Origin of the sequence: Janthinobacterium sp. SUN026 (assembly GCF_030397625.1) — a bacterium.
Taxonomy (GTDB): Bacteria; Pseudomonadota; Gammaproteobacteria; order Burkholderiales; family Burkholderiaceae_D; genus Janthinobacterium; species Janthinobacterium kumbetense.
In genome coordinates, this window is record NZ_JAPQNU010000009.1 from 40,521 (window position 1) to 57,049 (window position 16,529).

Consider the following 16,529-nt stretch of genomic DNA (forward strand, 5'->3'; position numbering starts at 1 on the left):
GGAATATGGTAAAAACGTGATGCGGTAGAGAGAAATAAGGCTATGCCCATGAACTGCATGAGCCAGGCATGGGTAGCCAGATGGGGCGGGAACTCAGCCAGTAGGCATCGGCCATGCCCGCTGAACCATGCCTAGTGCACGAGCACCTTCAGCAGCGACTGCACTTCATCGTCCGATTCTTCCATGATGCTCGACAAGGTCGCATCGTCGCCGATCAGGCAATCGATGCTGCGCGCGGCGCGGGCGGCCCGCACGGCGATGGCGGCCGGGCTTTCGTTGAGGGGCGACGAGACGGGCGCCAGGTCATTCGCCAGCAGCAGGGTGTCGCCCAGCGATTCGGGCGGAATGGCGCGCAAGCCTTCCCACAGCGCATCGATGGCGCCCATCACCGCTTCCGGCACCTTCAGTTTGGTCAGGACGCCATGGCCGATCGCTTGTTCGCCATGTTCGACCCAGTCTTCCGGTTCGCCGTCGAGGATGCCGGGGAATTCGGCCGCGCGCGACAGCAGATAGAACCCGCCCACTTCATGCATGATGCCGGCAAACAGGGCCGTATCGGGGTCCACCTTGGTGACGCGGCGGGCCAGTACCTGCGACAGGGCCGCCACATGCGCCGTATGCTCCCACAACTGGTTGGCCTTCGCTTGCAGCACTGGATCGGTGATGGTGCTGCCCAGCTGGCGCACGATCAGCGATGCCACCACCGACTGCAGGGTACGCACGCCGAGCCGTTGCACGGCGTTGCGCACGCTGGTGATTTCATTGCCGGAACGGTTGAACGCCACGGAATTGGCGATGGCCACCGTACGCGCTGCCAGCAGCGGGTCAGCCTGCACCAGCTTGGCTGCGGCTTCGATATGGCAGTCGGGATCGGCCAGCGCCTCTTGCAGCTTGAGCGAAGCGTCCACATTGGCAGGAAAGGTCAGCTCGCCACGAGCGGCTTGTGCGGCGATGCTTTTAAAGGCGTCGAGTCTGTTCATTGAAAAAATTATACTCGCAATATTTCCGTGCGGAACTTTTTAACCATGATCTTTTCGCAAACAGCTTAGCAAAAGGCAAGCAACTGCCCCGTAAACGAAAAAAGGCATGCCCCTGTATCGGTGGCATGCCTTTTTTTAACGACAGCGTTCGTCACAGCGCTGGACAGGACCATCGCGCAGCAGGTCCTGTCGAAAGCGCTGCTACAGAGCTTCGCTGAAGATGGCGTCACAGCCTTCAACCAGCTCGTCGCTGTCTTCCAGTTCATCCGTCAGGCCCAGGTCGAACAATTCCTCGACGGCGTTCATGAAGCTGTTGTGCTTGGTGGCGCCGATCAGGCGGTAGATTTCGCCGTCTTCGTTGCGCACGCCGATGATCAGTTTTTCCTGGCGCACCAGTTCCGGCGTGCTGGCGTTGAGCAGCAGGTTGCCGATGATGTGTTTATCGAAATGAGCGGGCTTTTTGCCTTCGAGCAGTGTGGTTTTCAACTTGGTTTCCTTTGTCTTGTTTGAATGTCTGTGCTTGGTGAATGGTCAGCCGTGGCCGTTGGCGATGGCGTGTTTCAATCCCGCCAGGGTGGTTTCCAACCGCATGAAATCGTCTTCGGTATAGCCGTCGAACAGGTGCTGGCCCTGCTTTGTCAGCTTGGGGAACACGTCATGGAACACCTGTTCGCCCGCGCAGCTCAGGCGCACGTAATAGGAACGCTTGTCGCGTGGACAACGTTCGCGGATCACCAGCCCCTTTTGTTCCAGCCGATCCACCACGCCCGTCAAGGTACCCTTGGTGATCAGGGTTTTCTGGCCCAGTTCCTTGTAGGACATGCCACAGGTGTTGCCGAGCGTGGCGATGATGTCGAATTGCGCATGCGTCAAGCCGTATTGGCGCACGAAGTCGCCAGAAAACCGCTCGAAGCCTTGCATGCATTCGGCCAGCAGCCGGATACTTTTTAAATATCGTTCACCCATGGGGGGGATTATATCCTTCCGCCCCGCTTTTTTCCGCAGCGCCAGGATGTGCCCTTGCATGAGGGGCTCGATCGGGCGGAAGTCCGGTATCATGTGGGCAACTCAGCCCTTGCCCCCTGGCCCGCCTCGCCGATGTCCTTCGCTAATCTTTCCCGTATCGGCCTCGACAAACCGCTGCGTTTGCTGCTGGTGCATGCCGGCGATGCCGAATCGATTACCTGGGCAGGCCTGGTGCAGCCGCTGCGCCTGTGCGCGCGGGCGGTGGGACCGGAGGCCCTGCAGCTGGACGTGCGCACGCCGGAACAGGTGGCCGCGCAGGGCGGCAACTGGCATATCGCATTGCTGGTGGCCGATGAAACGGAAGCGCCGCTGCGCGCCGAGCTGTGCCGGGCCGTGATCGAGCGCTGCCGCTCGGCGCCATTCTGGGGCGGCGTGGGTGCTGCCGTGCTGTGGCTGGCCGACGCAGGCGTCATGGATGGCGTGCGCATCGCCCTGCCCTGGGCCTTGTATGCCGATGCGGAAGCGAAGGCCGAACGGGCCATCTTGACGCCGCATTTGTTCGATATCGACGGTCCGCACGTCACCTGCTGCGGCGGTGCGGCCAGCATCGACTTTTCGCTGACCCTGATCGAGACCATCTTTGGCGCCGACGTGCAGGCGCTCGTCAAGGAAGCGTTGTGCGTGGACAAGGTGCGCGGCAAGGAAGAGCGCCAGCGCGTGGCCCTGCAGGCGCGTTTCGGCGTGCTGCAGCCGAAATTGTCCGAAGCGGTGACCTTGATGGAAGCCAATATCGAAGAACCGCTGTCGACCGATGACATCGCCAGCCTGGTGGGCCTGTCGCGGCGCCAGCTCGAGCGGCTGTTCAAGCAATACCTGGGCAGCCTGCCGTCGCGCTACTACCTGGAGCTGCGCCTGCAGCGCTCGCGGCAATTATTGCTTGATACACATTATTCCATCGTGCAAGTTGGCCTGATGTGCGGCTTTTCCTCCGGTTCGCACTTTTCCACGGCGTTTGGCACTTTATTTGGCAACACCCCCCGTGAAGAGCGGCAGCGCAAGCTGATGCCGCTGGCCTAGCCTCGCGTCAAGGCAGCTGTGATGAATTGTGAAAATCCTTGTCGCAGATTCAAAAGAGTTTTAGCATCCCGCTTTTTATAATGCAGTACACACGTAGCTGTCGTAGCTGCGGAGTACCTAACATATTGATGGGGAAATGCTATGAATGCCAAGCTTGATTCGACCGTAACGGCTCGTCCAGTCACCCGGGAAACCTTTGACCAGGTCCTCGTTCCTACCTACGCCCCTGCTGCCATGGTGCCCGTGCGCGGTTCCGGACTGGATCTGTGGGACCAGTCAGGCAAGCATTACCTCGATTTCACCTCCGGCATCGCCGTCAACAGCCTGGGTCATTGCCATCCGGCCCTGGTCGACGTGTTGACCAAGCAAATCAATAATTTGTGGCATTTGGGCAACGGCTACACCAACGAGCCCGTCCTGCGCCTGGCGCTGGCCTTGACGGAAGCGACCTTCGCCGACCGCGCCTTCTTCTGCAACTCCGGCGCGGAAGCCAACGAAGCGGCCCTGAAACTGGCGCGCAAGTATGCGCACACCAAGTTTGGCGCGCACAAGTCGCGCATCATCTCGTGCTTCAGCTCCTTCCACGGCCGCACCCTGTTTACGGTCTCCGTCGGAGGCCAGGCCAAGTACACGGAAGGCTTCGAGCCGCTGCCGCCGTCGATCGACCACATCGCCTACAACGACATCGAAGCGGCGCGCGCCGCCATCGGCGATGACGTGTGCGCCGTGATCGTCGAGCCGGTACAAGGCGAAGGCGGCGTGGTGCCAGGCAATCCGGAATTCCTCAAGGAGCTGCGCGCCCTGTGCGACAAGACGGGCGCCCTGCTGATTTTCGACGAAGTCCAGAGCGGCATGGGCCGCACTGGCGCGTTGTTCGCCTACATGGGCTACGGCGTCACGCCGGACATCCTGACGGCCGCCAAGGCGCTGGGCAACGGCTACCCGATCGGCGCCATGCTGACCACGAACGAACTGGCGCAAACCCTGGCCGTCGGCACCCACGGCACCACTTACGGCGGCAACCCGCTGGCCGCCACCGTGGCCCTGACCGTGCTAGAAACGATCAACACGCCGGCGTTCCTGGCCCGCGTGAAAGAAGCGAGCGTCAACACCATCGCCATGCTGCAAGGCTTGATCACGGATTACCCGCAAGTGTTCTCCGTCGTGCGCGGCAGCGGTTTGCTGCTGGGCCTGGTAGTCAGCGATGCCTTCAAGGGCCGCGCGAAAGACATCCAGAAAGCGGCCGAAGCGCAAGGCTTGATGGTGCTGATCGCCGGCATGGACGTGGTGCGTCTGGCGCCGGCCCTGATCGTCTCGGACGAACAGATCGCCGAAGCGGGCCGTCTGCTGCGCGTCGCCATCGACGGCATGCTGAAAGCCTGAGGCTAGCCTCGCTCCCTGTGTGATCACCGGCCCGCCGCTTTGCTGCGGGCCGGCTTGGTTCTACCCCAGCATTGTCAGCATTGAAGGAGTACCCATGTATGTTGTCCGTCCGGTAGAAATTGCGGATATTACAGCCCTCGAAGCGCTGGCCGCGGTAACCATGCCGGGTGTCCATACCCTGCCGAGGACGCGCGAAAAAATCGCCGCCTCCGTCGAGCGCTCCATCGCCTCGTTTGCCGCCCATGTCGACATCCCCAGCGAAGAATCGTATCTCTTCGTGCTTGAATCCCTGCTCGACAAGAGCATCGCCGGCACGGCCGCCATCTTCGCCTCGGCCGGCTCGAACGGCACCTATTTTTCCTTTCGCAACGACGTCATCCAGCAAGTCTCGCGCGACCTGAACATCAGCCACAGCGTGCATGCCCTGACCCTGTGTTCGGAGTTGACGGCGTATTCGCAGCTGTCCGGTTTCTATGTGCGCAACATGGAGCAGGCGGGCCTGGAAGCGGCCTTGCTGTCGCGCGCGCGGCTGCTGTTTGCCGTGCTGGCGCCGCACCGTTTCGGTGACCGCTTCTTCGTGCCGCTGGCCGGCATCACGGACGCCGACGGCCAGTCGCCGTTCTGGGATGCGCTGGGCCGCAAATTCTTCCAGATGGATTTCCTCGATGCCGAAAAAGTCATCGGCGGCGCGCGTAACCGCACCCTGATCGTCGAACTGATGCCGCATTACCCCGTGTACGTGCCGCTGCTGCCCGGCGACGCGCAGGCGGCCATGGGCCAGATCCACCCGAGCGGCGAACTGGCTTTCAACCTGCTGACGGAAGAAGGCTTTGAAGCCGACGATTACATCGACATCTTCGATGGCGGCCCGATCCTGCAGGCGCACAAGCATGCGCTGCGCTCGTTTACGGGCTCGCTCACGCGCCGCGTCGTCGCAGGCGTCACGCCCAGCCGCACGGGCCTGAAAGTGCATTACGCGGTCGCTTCGGGCGCGGAGCGCAACTTCCGCGCCGTCACCTTTACCTGCGATGCGCTCGAAGCGCAGGACACCGTCGGCTTGCCGCCAGAGCTGCTCGAGGCGCTGGCCGTGGCCGAAGGCGACAGCGTCATTTGCGTGCGCATCTAACCGAGAGAACATTATGCTAGTAGTACGCGCCATCAACGCTTCTGACCTGGCCGCCCTGTACGGCTTGGCCAGCCAGGTCGGCACCGGCATGACCACCCTCAAGCCGGACATGAAAATGCTGGGCGACCGCCTGGCCATCGCCTGCGCCTCGTTCGCCGAAACCATCCCGCCCGAAAAGCGCGACTACATGTTTGTCATGGAGGATACGGATACCGGCCGCCTGGCCGGCGTGTGCGCCATCAAGGGCGCTGTGGGCCTGGAAGAACCGTTCTATAACTACCGCATCGGCACCCTGGTCCATTCCAGCCGCGAACTTGACGTGTTTACGCGCATGGAAACCTTGTACCTGTCGAACGACCTGACGGGCAGCACGGAACTGTGCTCGCTGTTTTTGCATCCCGATTACCGCAGCGGCAACAACGGCAAGCTGCTGTCGAAAAGCCGCTTCCTCTTCATCGCCCAGTTCCCGCACCTGTTCACGGAAAAGCTGATCGCGGAGATGCGCGGCTACCAGGCGCCGGACGGCAGCTCGCCATTCTACGAGGGCCTGGGGCGCCACTTCTTCAAGATGGATTTCCACCACGTCGACGACTTGACGAGCCTCGGCAAAAAATCCTTCATCGCCGAGTTGATGCCCCGCCAGCCCATGTACGTGGCCTACCTGCCCGACGAAGCGCAGGAAGTCATCGGCAAGGTGCATCTGAGCACGGCGCCCGCGCGCCGCCTGCTGGAGCAGGAAGGCTTGCACTTCGAGGGCTATGTCGACATTTTCGACGCCGGTCCCGTGCTGCAGGCGCGCGTGTCCGAACTGCGCGCCATGCGCGACAGCATGCCGGCCGTGCTCGACGCCGAGGCTGCGCCTGAAGTGTGCGGCGACGCCGTCCAGGCCGAGCCTTACCTGGTGTCGAATACCGACCTGAAAGATTTCCGCATGATCGTCACCAGCGCCAATCCGCACAGCGGCAAGATTGCGCTGGACGACGATGAACTGCATTTGCTGCGTTGCCATCACGGCGACACCGTGCGCACCTTGTCACTCAACCCGAGGAAGCATCCCCATGTCTAACGTATTTAATTCGTCTACCGCAGCATCGAACTTCATCAACGGCGCCTGGCTGCCAGGCACGGGCCGCGAACTGCTCACCATCGACCCGTCGAACGGCAAGCAGACCTGGGCCAGCCTGGAAGCGACGGAAAACGAAGTGGAGCAGGCTTGCCAGTCCGCCCGCGCAGCGTTCGAAGCGTGGGCCGATACGCCCGTCGAGGAACGTATCGCCATCTGCGTGCGCTTCCGCGAGCTGCTGAAGGAGCACGCCGAAGCGCTGGCGCTGCTGATCTCGGAAGAAGTGGGCAAACCGCTGTGGGAATCGCGCACGGAAGTGGCCACCATGGCCAACAAGATCGATATCTCGGTGCAGTCGTACAACGCGCGCACGGGCATCACGCAAAGCAAGATCGCCGACGGCGACGCCGTCCTGCGCCACCGTCCGCATGGCGTGTTCGGCGTCTTCGGCCCGTACAATTTTCCCGGCCACCTGCCGAATGGCCACATCGTGCCGGCCCTGATCGCCGGTAACACCATCGTCTTCAAGCCCAGCGAATATGCGCCGCGCACGGCCGTCAAAACCGTGCAGCTGTGGCAGCAGGCCGGCTTGCCGGATGGCGTCGTCAACCTCGTCAACGGCGGGCGCGACACGGGCGTCGCGTTGGGCGCCAATGCGCACCTTGACGGCGTGCTGTTTACGGGTTCCTGCCAGACGGGCATCAGCCTGCACCGCCAGTTCGGCGGCCAGCCGGGCAAGATGCTGGCGCTGGAAATGGGCGGCAACAATGCTCTCGTCGTGTGGGACGTGAAGGACGTGGACGCGGCCGTGCACCACGCGATTTTCTCCGCCTTTGTCTCCGCCGGCCAGCGCTGCACCTGTGCGCGCCGCCTGGTGGTGCAGGACAACGCCGCCGGTGCTGCGTTTGTCGAGCGCCTGGTGGAAGTGGCCGCGAAACTGGGCATCGGCGCTTCCGACGCGCAGCCGCAGCCATTCATGGGCCCTGTCGTATCGAGTGCCGTGGCCGCGCGCCTGGTACAGGCGCAGGCGGATATGGTCGCCAGGGGCGGCACCACCTTGCTGCAGATGCGCCAGCTCAATCCGCAGGCGGGTTTTGTCACGGCAGGTATCGTCGACGTCACCGATGCCGCCGGCATCCCCGACGAGGAATGGTTCGGTCCACTGCTGCAGGTGATCCGCGTGGCCGATTTCGATGCGGCCCTGAAGGTGGCCAACGCCACCGAATTTGGCCTGGCCGCGGCGCTCTTGTCCGACGATCCGGCCCTGTGGCAAACTTTTCAAACGCGCGCTCGCGCCGGCATCATCAACTGGAACCGTCCGACGACGGGAGCGGCCAGCACGGCGCCGTTCGGCGGCATCGGCAAGTCGGGCAACCACCGTCCGAGCGCGTATTACGCGGCCGATTACTGCGCCTACCCGGTCGCTTCGATCGAGAACAGCGCGCTGGAAATGCCAGCCAAGCTGTCGCCCGGCCTGAATTTTTAAGGAAATCCCATGCACAGCACGCGCGAATACAACTTTGACGGCCTGGTCGGGCCATCGCATAACTATGCCGGACTATCGTTCGGCAACGTGGCCTCGTTCAGCAATGTGAAAAGCGCTTCGAATCCGAAGCAGGCCGCCTTGCAGGGCCTGGCCAAGATGCGCGCCCTGGCCGCGCGCGGCTTTGCGCAAGCCTTGCTGCCGCCGCAGGACCGGCCGAATTTCCGCCTGCTGCGCTCCATCGGTTTCACGGGCACGGATGCCGAAGTGCTGGCGCGCGCCTACAAGGAGTCGCCCGTTATCCTGGCTTGCGCATATTCCGCCTCGCCCATGTGGACGGCGAATGCCGCCACGGTCAGTCCGTCGGCCGACACGCAGGATGGCCGCGTGCATTTCACGGCCGCCAACCTGAATAACAAGCTGCACCGCGCCTTCGAGCATGCGCAGTCGTCGCGCAGCCTGCGCGCCATTTTCAGCGACGACAAGCATTTCGCCGTGCACGAGGCGCTGCCTTCGACGCCAGCCTTTGGCGACGAGGGTGCGGCCAACCACACGCGCCTGGGCGCAAGCCACGGCGCGCCATCGGTTGAACTGTTCGTGTATGGTCGCGTGGAGTTCGACCCTTCCGCGCCGTCGCCGAAGCGCTACCCGGCGCGCCAGACCCTGGAAGCGACGCAAGCCGTGGCGCGCCTGCATGGCTTGGATGCGAAGCGCACCGTGTACGTGCAGCAGAATCCTGACGTGATCGACCAGGGCGTGTTTCATAACGACGTCATCGCCGTCGGCAATGGCAACGTGCTGTTCTATCACGAGCAGGCGTTTGCCGATGAAGAGGCAAGCCTGTCGCAGCTGCACCGCGGCGTTGCCGCCACGGGGGCCGATTTGCAGGCGCTGCGCGTGGACACGGGCCAGGTGCCGATCGCGGACGCCGTCAGCAGCTATCTGTTCAACAGCCAGCTATTGACGAAAGAGGGCGGCAAGATGGCGCTGGTGATACCGCAGGAATGCCAGGAAAACCGCGCCGTGTCGCGCTACCTGGATGGCCTGGTGGCCAGCGGTGGTCCCATCGATGAACTGATACATTTCGATCTGCGCCAGAGCATGCGCAACGGCGGTGGGCCTGCGTGCCTGCGTTTGCGCGTGGCCCTGACGGAAACCGAAGCGCGCGCCATGCACCAGGGCGTGATCATGACGGAAACGCTGTACCATCGGCTGGTGCAGTGGGTGGAAAAACACTACCGCGACCATCTGGAGCCGGGCGACCTGGCCGATCCGCAACTGGCGCTGGAAGTGCATGCGGCGCTTGAAGAATTGACGATCATCCTCAACTTACCGGGATTGTACGATTTGTAGGCGATAGACAATACACAGAAAAAATCCGAGACAGACTATCCGTAGCACAGACAGAATTGGACGGGCGACCCCCGTCTCTTGACACCGCTGCCGCCCAGCCACAAGCCCGAACGACAGCGTTGGACATTCACATTACCGTAATGGAGATGCAAGATGAATCACACGCCACAAGATTTGCGTACACAAACGCTGGAGCTGATTAACGCGGCTGGCAATGCAGGCAAGGCGGCAGCGCCTGTCGTGCAACTGGTGCAGGCATGGCTCGACTCGCTCGACGCCGAAGACCTGGCCGACATCGCGCCCGACAGCCTGGCGCCCGTGCTGGTCGACGGCTTCACACAAGCGGCCAAGCGTACCGGCAACGGCTGCCAGATCGCCACCCTGCGCTATGCGGATGGCCGTGGCGGCATGGCGAGCGCCTTGCTGATCCTGAACGAAGACATGCCCTATCTGGTCGACTCCATCGTCATGGCCATGCGCCGCCAGCACCTGGCCGTGCGCGGTGTGATGAACACCGTGCTGCCCGTGCGCCGCGCCGCCGACGGCAGCGTGGAAGCGGTGCGCCAGTCGGGCGACCCGCTCGAATCGTACGTGCTGGTGCTGCTCGACGAAGAGCTGGCGCCGCAAGCCCTGGCCGCGCTGGTCGCCGCCATTGACATGGTGGCGCGTGACGCCGCCATCGTGCGCCGCGATGCCGCTGCCATGAGCGAGCGCCTGGCCGCCGTCGCCACGGCCGCATCGCAGCATGGCGAAGAAGGCGCGGAAGTGGCCGCCTTCCTGGAATGGGCACGCAGCGGCGGCTTTGAAGTGTTTGGCTACGCCTATTACCGCGTCAAGCCGGGCGTGCGCGAACTCGAACGCGACATTCCGAGCCGCGTCGGCGTGCTGCAGGATACGGCGCACCCCGTGTACGGCACCTGCCTGGCGAACATCCCGGGCGACTTCGACACCCTGGCCAAGCGCGACTCGGCGCTGTCCATCGTCAAGGCCGACGTGGCGGGCACCTTGCACCGCGACCAGCAGCTGGACTTCATCGGCGTGCGCGACATGGATGCGCAAGGCGCGATCCTGGGCGAGCATTGCTTCGTCGGCCTGTTCACCCGCGCCGGCAATTCTACCCCGCTGGCGGCGCTGCCGTTTGCGCGCGGCCGCGTGGCCAAGGTTTTGAGCCTGGCAGGCGTGCGCCAGCAAGGCTTCCGCGCCGAGAAATTCCGCGAAATCCTCGAATCCTTGCCGCGCACGGAAGCGCTGGAAGCGGACCTCGATTGGCTGGCGCAAGTGTGCGGCGCCGTCGTCTCGCTGTACAAGCAGCCGCGTACCAAGGTCTTCGCGCGCCGCGACGTGTATGCGCGCCACCTGAACGTGCTGGTCTACCTGCCGCGTGAGCGCTACAGCGCCAGCGTGGCATCGAGCCTCGCAAAAGCCCTGCAAGCCAGTTCCGGCGCCACGCATGTGAGCACGCAGACCCTGGTGGCCGACGGCCCCCTGGCGCGCGTCTACCTGATCGCCCACGCCGCCCGCTACCCGCTGGACCTGGAAACGGATATCGAACAGCCGTTGCTGGGCGTGCTCGATGGCTGGCATAACGGTTTTGCGGCCGTGGCCGACGCCGTGCCCGACGTGGCACTGCGCACCAGCCTGCGTAAACTGTGCGCTACTTTGCCGCTCGATTACGTGGCCGCCACCGCGCCGGCCATCGCCTTCCGCGACCTCGACACCATCCTGCGCAATACCGACCCGGCACACGTGGCCGTGCGCATCGAGACGGGCACCGTTACCACCATCCGTTTGTACTCGGCCAACAAGGTGCCGCCGCTGTCGACCATCCTGCCGGCCCTGCACAACGCGGGCGTGGCCATCGACCGCGAACAGGCGTATTCGGTTTCGCTGTTCGACGGCACGCGCTATTTCGTCACCAGCCTGACGGTCGATGCCGCCAGCGCGGCGAAACTGGCGCAGCCATCGGTCGTCGCCGTGGCGCAGGAATTGTTTGCCGCCCTGTTCAACGACACGGCCGAAGATGGCCGTCTGAATGGCCTGGTCATCGAAGGCGGCTTGTCGACGCGTGAAGTGCAACTGGTGCGCGCCTACACCAGCTACTGGCGCCAGACGGGCAGCCGCTTCTCGGTGCGCTACATTGCCGAAAGCCTGCGCAAGCAGCCGGCCCAGGTCAAAGCCCTGGTCGACGCTTTCCTGCAGCGCTTCGATCCGGCGCTGTCCGACGCGCAGCACGCGCTAGCCCTGGAGGCCATCGCTACCATCAAGGCCGGCCTGCCTTCCGTGAACCATGCGGACACCGAGGAAATCCTCGGAGCGCTGGCCGACTTGATCAGCGCCACGCTACGCACCAGCTACTTCCAGAACAATCAAGCCGGCGACAAGATCATCTTCAAGTTCGACACCAGCAGCCTGGCGCTGGTGCCGGAACCGCGTCCTTACCGCGAGATTTTTGTCTTCTCGCGCCGCTTCGAAGGCGTGCATCTGCGCGGCGGCCCTGTCGCCCGTGGCGGCTTGCGCTGGTCCGACCGCATGGAAGACTACCGCACGGAAGTGTTGGGCCTGGTCAAGGCGCAGATGGTGAAGAATGCCGTCATCGTGCCGGCTGGCGCGAAGGGCGGTTTTGTCTGCAAGATGATGCCGAAGGACGCCGTGCGTGAAACCATCGCGGCCGAAGGCGAAGCCGTCTACCGCCTGTTCATTTCCAGCCTGCTGGAAGTGACGGACAACCGCTCGCTTGGCAATATCGTGCCGCCGGTCGACACAGTGTGCTTCGATGAAGCCGATCCTTACCTGGTGGTGGCCGCCGACAAGGGCACGGCCACGTTCTCGGACATCGCCAACGGCATCGCCGTGCAGCGCGGTTTCTGGCTTGGCGACGCGTTCGCTTCGGGCGGCTCGAACGGCTACGACCACAAGAAACTGGGCATCACGGCAAAAGGCGCATTCGAAGCCGTGAAGCGCCACTTCTATGAAATGGACCACGACCTCAATACCACCTCGATCACCATGGTCGGCGTGGGCGACATGTCGGGCGACGTGTTCGGCAATGGCGTGCTGCTGTCGCGCCAGCTGAAACTGGTGGCCGCGTTCGACCACCGTCACATCTTCCTCGACCCGACACCGGACGTCGCAGTCTCGTTCGATGAGCGCGCGCGCCTGTTCGCCTTGCCGCGTTCCTCGTGGGATGACTACAACAAGGACTTGATCTCGACAGGCGGCGGCGTGTATCCGCGCTCCGCCCGCACGATCGAACTGTCGCCGCAAATCCGCGCCGCACTCGATATCGCCGAAACCTCGCTGCCGCCGGAAGAACTGATGCACCGCATCCTGAAGTCGCCCGTGGACCTGTTCTACAACGGCGGCATCGGTACCTATATCAAGGCTTCCACCGAGACGCACGCACAGGTGAAGGACCGCGCGAATGACCATATCCGCGTCAGCGGCAATGAGCTGCGCGTGAAAGTCGTGGCCGAAGGCGGCAACCTGGGTGCGACCCAGGCCGGCCGTATCGAGTTTGCACTGACGGGCGGGCGCATCTTCACCGATGCGATCGACAATTCGGCCGGCGTGGATTGCTCGGACCATGAAGTCAACGTGAAAATCTGGCTGGACGTGGAAGTCAATGCGGGCAAGCTGACGGAAGCCGACCGCAATCGCGAGCTGTATGCGATGACGGACGACGTCGAGCGCCTGGTCTTGCGCGACAACACGCAGCAGACGCATTTGCTGGTGCGCGAATTGCAGGCGCAAAGCGAAAGCGCCGTGCAGGATGGCTATGCCGCGCTGATCGCCAGCCTGGAAGAAGAGGGCGCCCTGTCGCGCGAACTGGAGCAACTGCCGTCGGTGGCCGAACTGGCGCGTCGCAAGGCCGACGGCCGTGGCTTGACCACGCCGGAACTGGCCGTGGTGATCGCCAACGTGAAGAACCGCTTCAAGCGCATCCTCTCAAGCCTGCCGTTGACCGGTGAAACCTGGGCCGAGCCAGTCCTGAAACCGTACTTCCCATCCTTGCTGGTGGAAACCCGTTCGGCGCTCGACCACCCGCTGGCCAATGCCATCCTGGCGACCGTGCTGGCCAATGAAGTGATCAACCGCTGCGGTCCGCTGATGATCCGCAACCTGGCGGCGGAGCACGGCGTGGACGAGTCCAGCGTGATCCTGGCCTGGGGCCAGGCTTGGGTGGCGCTGAACCTGGCGCCCGTGTTCGACGCGCTCGATGCGGACGCGCTGACGATCCCACGCGACGTGTCGATCAAGGTCGACGCGCAAACGCGCGTGCTGCAGCAAACGATGATCGCCGGCGTGCTGTCGGTGCCTGCCGAACAGTTGCGCGGCGCCGGCCTGGCCGAACTCACGCGCCTGTTTGGCGCGGAATCGAAGCGCGACCTGCTGAAAGCCGTCGGCATCAAGTCGGAAGCCGCACTGGTGCCGGGCTTGACGCCAGCCTTCGTGCAGGCGTGGGATGCGGTCGATGCGCTGGAAGTCGTCGCCGGCTTCCTGTTCCCGGCCCTGTCCGTGCCGCGTCCTGCGGCGATGGACCTGGCGGCCTTCCTGCAAGTGGGCCTGGCCCTGCGCAGCCAGGCGGGTATCGGCACGCTCGAGCGTGGCTTGAAGCTGGCCGCGCAAGGCAAGTCGCAGGAGCAGTTGCGCAACTACGCGCAGCAAGCGCTGCGCCGCACGCAACAGCGTCTGCTGACGCAGGTGCTGGCGCGCGCAGAGCAAGGCAATGCAGGCCAGGCTGTCGATGCCGTGACGGGCGCGCTGGGCCTGTCGGCGTATGTGGCGGCGACGGAACTGGAGCAAGCCATGCTGGACGTGTGGACCTTGTCGGAAGCCGTGAATAAAATCACGGCGAAACCCACAGCGGAAGCGGCGGTGTAATGACGCAAGCAGTAACGCAGGTAGTAACCCAGGTAGTAGCGGGCGCTGGCGGCTTGCCGCCAGCCGTGCAGGCGCTGGCGCAGGCCGATTTCAGCGGCGTGGCGCAGCTGTTCGCCAACGCCGGTTTCACGGTGGCCTTGCCGGCGCCCGGCATGCTGCAAGTCGTCAAGCCGCAGGCCGATGCGGGACGCGCCAGCGTGGCCGTCTCGGTGGGCGTGCATGGCGACGAAACGGGGCCGATCGAAGTGCTGGCGCATCTGCTTGACGCCCTGTCGCGCGATGCGTCGACGCTGGCCGTCGACCTGCTCGTTTGCGTGGGCAATGTCGATGCGATCCGGGCCGGCAAGCGTTTCATCGACGCCGACCTGAATCGCATGTTCCGCCCCGTGCGGGGGAGTTTGGCGCAAGCGGCGGAAAGCGCGCGCGCCGATGAAATGATCGCTGCGACAAAAGCGTTCTTTGACGCGGCGGGCCCCGTGCGCTGGCACCTGGACTTGCACACGGCCATCCGGCCTTCCGTGTACCCCACGTTTGCCATCGTGCCCGACCTGGTGGCCGACGACGCCAAGGCACAGCTGATCGATTGGCTGGGCCAGGCGGCTATCGGCGCCATCATCATGAACCCGCAGTCGGCCGGCACCTACAGTTATTACTCGGCCGAGCATTTCGGCGCGGCCGCCAGCACGGTGGAACTGGGCCGCGTGGGTACCCTGGGGCAGAACGATTTGTCCCTGTTCGACGATGTGTCGCGGGCGCTCGATGGCTTGCTGCGCGGCTTGCCTGCGCAGCCCGTCAAGGCGCAACCGCACGTGTTCAAGGTGGCGCAGGAAATCATCAAGCACAGCGATGAATTCCGCATGGCGTTCGATCGCAGCACGCAGAATTTCACGTCCCTGCCGCAGCACGCCGTGATCGCCAGCGATGGCGACCATGTCTACACGGTGCAGCATGCGGAAGAGCTGGTGGTGTTTCCGAACCCGGACGTGCGCGTGGGCTTGCGCGCGGGCTTGATGGTGGTGCGTACCTCCTGATCGTCCCGCCATCACGCAGCATCAGGCGCCGGCCGGGGAAACCCGCCTGGCGCTTTTTTTGCCAAAAAGATGCCGCACAGAAATAATTATCCATTAGGCAATCAACTGGTTTAAAATATTTCCCCTTTTGCAATTTATTGGACCGTTCATGTTGAAACGCCTGCTGACAGCCCTGCTGTGCCTGACCCTCTCCGGCCTGACGGCTGCCGCCCCCGCCGATGAGAAGGCTTCTGCGCCGGAAATGACGGCCGAGCAATTCCTCGCCCAGTTGCACCTGCAGCGCGGCAAGATCACCTTGCCGGGCGGCATCGCTACCCTGGATTTGCCCGCCAACTTCCGTTATCTGTCGCCGACGGACGCCGAGCGCGTGCTGGTCGATGCCTGGGGCAATCCACCGGGCATGGTATCGCTGGGCATGATCGTGCCCGCCAAGACCAGCGTGCTCGAGCGTGACAGCTGGGGTGTCATCGTCACGTATGAAAAGGAAGGGCATATCAAGGATGACGATGCGGACAGCATCAAGTACGACGAATTGCTCAAGGATATGCAGGCGTCCGTGCTGGAAAACAATGCGGAGCGCAAGAAGCAGGGCTATCCCGGCATCCATTTGATGGGCTGGGCGGAAAAACCCAGCTATGCCAAGGATACGCACAAGCTGTACTGGGCCAAGGACTTGATGGTCGATGGCGGCGAGCACTCGCTCAACTACAACGTGCGCGTGCTGGGCCGCGAAGGCGTGCTGAACCTGAACGCGATCGCCAGCATGCAGCAGATCGAGGCGATCAAGAAAGAGATGCAGCAAGTGACGGCGTTCACGGAATTTACCGAGGGTAACCGCTACACGGATTTCGACAGCAAGACGGACAAGGTGGCCGAATATGGCCTGGCGGCGCTGGTGGCGGGCGGCGTGGCCAGCAAGCTGGGCCTGTTTGGCAAACTGCTGGCGCTGTTGCTGGCCTTCAAGAAAGTGCTGATCCTGGCCGTGGTGGGCGGCGGCGCTGCCATCGTCCGGTTCTTCAGCGGCAAGCGCAAGGACAAGCCGGCGCCGCAGCCAGCACTGCAGCCGGAAGCGGCGGAACAGCCCGGCCATGCGCCGGATGGCAAGGTGAACCTGGACAAGTAAGGGCAACTGGGCCGCTCGGTGCGCTGGCGCACAGGAGTGGCATGGTGCGCGCTGCCGGAAGAC

Annotated in this window: 12 protein-coding genes; 9 read left to right on the forward strand and 3 right to left on the reverse strand. The window is 63.5% G+C overall.

Features of this window, described 5'->3' with window-relative positions:
- Positions 1-131: 131 nt before the first annotated feature.
- From OX459_RS26610 to OX459_RS26620, 3 genes are all read right to left on the reverse strand, one after another.
- A complete protein-coding gene (locus OX459_RS26610) occupies positions 132-980 on the reverse strand; it encodes an HDOD domain-containing protein (protein ID WP_046684532.1) in 849 nt (282 codons plus the stop codon).
- 201 nt (positions 981-1,181) lie between these two features.
- Entirely contained in the window at positions 1,182-1,466 is a 285-nt protein-coding gene (locus tag OX459_RS26615; RefSeq protein WP_070220679.1) for a hypothetical protein, read from the reverse strand.
- A 45-nt stretch (positions 1,467-1,511) separates the two neighbouring features.
- On the reverse strand, positions 1,512-1,946 hold the full coding sequence (locus OX459_RS26620) for a MarR family transcriptional regulator (RefSeq protein ID WP_171985117.1): 435 nt from the start codon (positions 1,944-1,946) through the stop codon (positions 1,512-1,514).
- Positions 1,947-2,078: 132 nt separating this feature from the next.
- Here OX459_RS26620 and OX459_RS26625 point away from each other — a divergent pair, with 132 nt between their 5' ends.
- From OX459_RS26625 to OX459_RS26665, 9 genes are all read left to right on the forward strand, one after another.
- A complete protein-coding gene (locus tag OX459_RS26625) occupies positions 2,079-3,023 on the forward strand; it encodes a helix-turn-helix domain-containing protein (RefSeq protein ID WP_289907246.1) in 945 nt (314 codons plus the stop codon).
- 141 nt (positions 3,024-3,164) lie between these two features.
- The gene (gene astC, locus OX459_RS26630) at positions 3,165-4,406 is read left to right on the forward strand and encodes an acetylornithine/succinylornithine family transaminase (protein WP_289907249.1); all 1,242 of its coding nucleotides are present in this window, start codon (positions 3,165-3,167) and stop codon (positions 4,404-4,406) included.
- A 94-nt stretch (positions 4,407-4,500) separates the two neighbouring features.
- Positions 4,501-5,532 (forward strand): arginine N-succinyltransferase, encoded by a 1,032-nt coding sequence (locus tag OX459_RS26635; protein ID WP_289907250.1) that lies wholly within the window; start codon positions 4,501-4,503, stop codon positions 5,530-5,532.
- Between the two features lie 13 nt (positions 5,533-5,545).
- Complete coding sequence (astA, locus tag OX459_RS26640) at positions 5,546-6,598, forward strand: arginine N-succinyltransferase (protein ID WP_289907251.1); 1,053 nt, start codon at positions 5,546-5,548, stop codon at positions 6,596-6,598.
- Entirely contained in the window at positions 6,591-8,081 is a 1,491-nt protein-coding gene (gene astD, locus OX459_RS26645; protein WP_289907253.1) for a succinylglutamate-semialdehyde dehydrogenase, read from the forward strand. Before astA ends, astD begins: the two co-directional genes overlap by 8 nt.
- 9 nt (positions 8,082-8,090) lie before the next feature.
- A complete protein-coding gene (gene astB, locus OX459_RS26650; protein ID WP_289907255.1) occupies positions 8,091-9,431 on the forward strand; it encodes an N-succinylarginine dihydrolase in 1,341 nt (446 codons plus the stop codon).
- A 153-nt stretch (positions 9,432-9,584) separates the two neighbouring features.
- Entirely contained in the window at positions 9,585-14,312 is a 4,728-nt protein-coding gene (locus tag OX459_RS26655) for an NAD-glutamate dehydrogenase domain-containing protein (protein WP_289907256.1), read from the forward strand.
- A complete protein-coding gene (locus OX459_RS26660; RefSeq protein ID WP_289907257.1) occupies positions 14,312-15,343 on the forward strand; it encodes a succinylglutamate desuccinylase in 1,032 nt (343 codons plus the stop codon). Before OX459_RS26655 ends, OX459_RS26660 begins: the two co-directional genes overlap by 1 nt.
- Positions 15,344-15,491: 148 nt before the next feature.
- Positions 15,492-16,466, forward strand: a complete 975-nt coding sequence (locus OX459_RS26665; protein ID WP_289907258.1) for a DUF2167 domain-containing protein — start codon at positions 15,492-15,494, stop codon at positions 16,464-16,466.
- Positions 16,467-16,529 lie beyond the last annotated feature (63 nt).

Bases quoted from the DNA above. Each gene is read 5' to 3' on its own strand.
- OX459_RS26610 (WP_046684532.1), bottom strand. From the start codon at position 980: ATGAACAGACTCGACGCCTTTAAAAGCATCGCCGCACAAGCCGCTCGT.
- OX459_RS26620 (WP_171985117.1), bottom strand. From the start codon at position 1,946: ATGGGTGAACGATATTTAAAAAGTATCCGGCTGCTGGCCGAATGCATG.
- OX459_RS26625 (WP_289907246.1), top strand. From the start codon at position 2,079: ATGTCCTTCGCTAATCTTTCCCGTATCGGCCTCGACAAACCGCTGCGT.
- astC (WP_289907249.1), top strand. From the start codon at position 3,165: ATGAATGCCAAGCTTGATTCGACCGTAACGGCTCGTCCAGTCACCCGG.
- OX459_RS26635 (WP_289907250.1), top strand. From the start codon at position 4,501: ATGTATGTTGTCCGTCCGGTAGAAATTGCGGATATTACAGCCCTCGAA.
- astA (WP_289907251.1), top strand. From the start codon at position 5,546: ATGCTAGTAGTACGCGCCATCAACGCTTCTGACCTGGCCGCCCTGTAC.
- astD (WP_289907253.1), top strand. From the start codon at position 6,591: ATGTCTAACGTATTTAATTCGTCTACCGCAGCATCGAACTTCATCAAC.
- astB (WP_289907255.1), top strand. From the start codon at position 8,091: ATGCACAGCACGCGCGAATACAACTTTGACGGCCTGGTCGGGCCATCG.
- OX459_RS26655 (WP_289907256.1), top strand. From the start codon at position 9,585: ATGAATCACACGCCACAAGATTTGCGTACACAAACGCTGGAGCTGATT.
- OX459_RS26660 (WP_289907257.1), top strand. From the start codon at position 14,312: ATGACGCAAGCAGTAACGCAGGTAGTAACCCAGGTAGTAGCGGGCGCT.
- OX459_RS26665 (WP_289907258.1), top strand. From the start codon at position 15,492: ATGTTGAAACGCCTGCTGACAGCCCTGCTGTGCCTGACCCTCTCCGGC.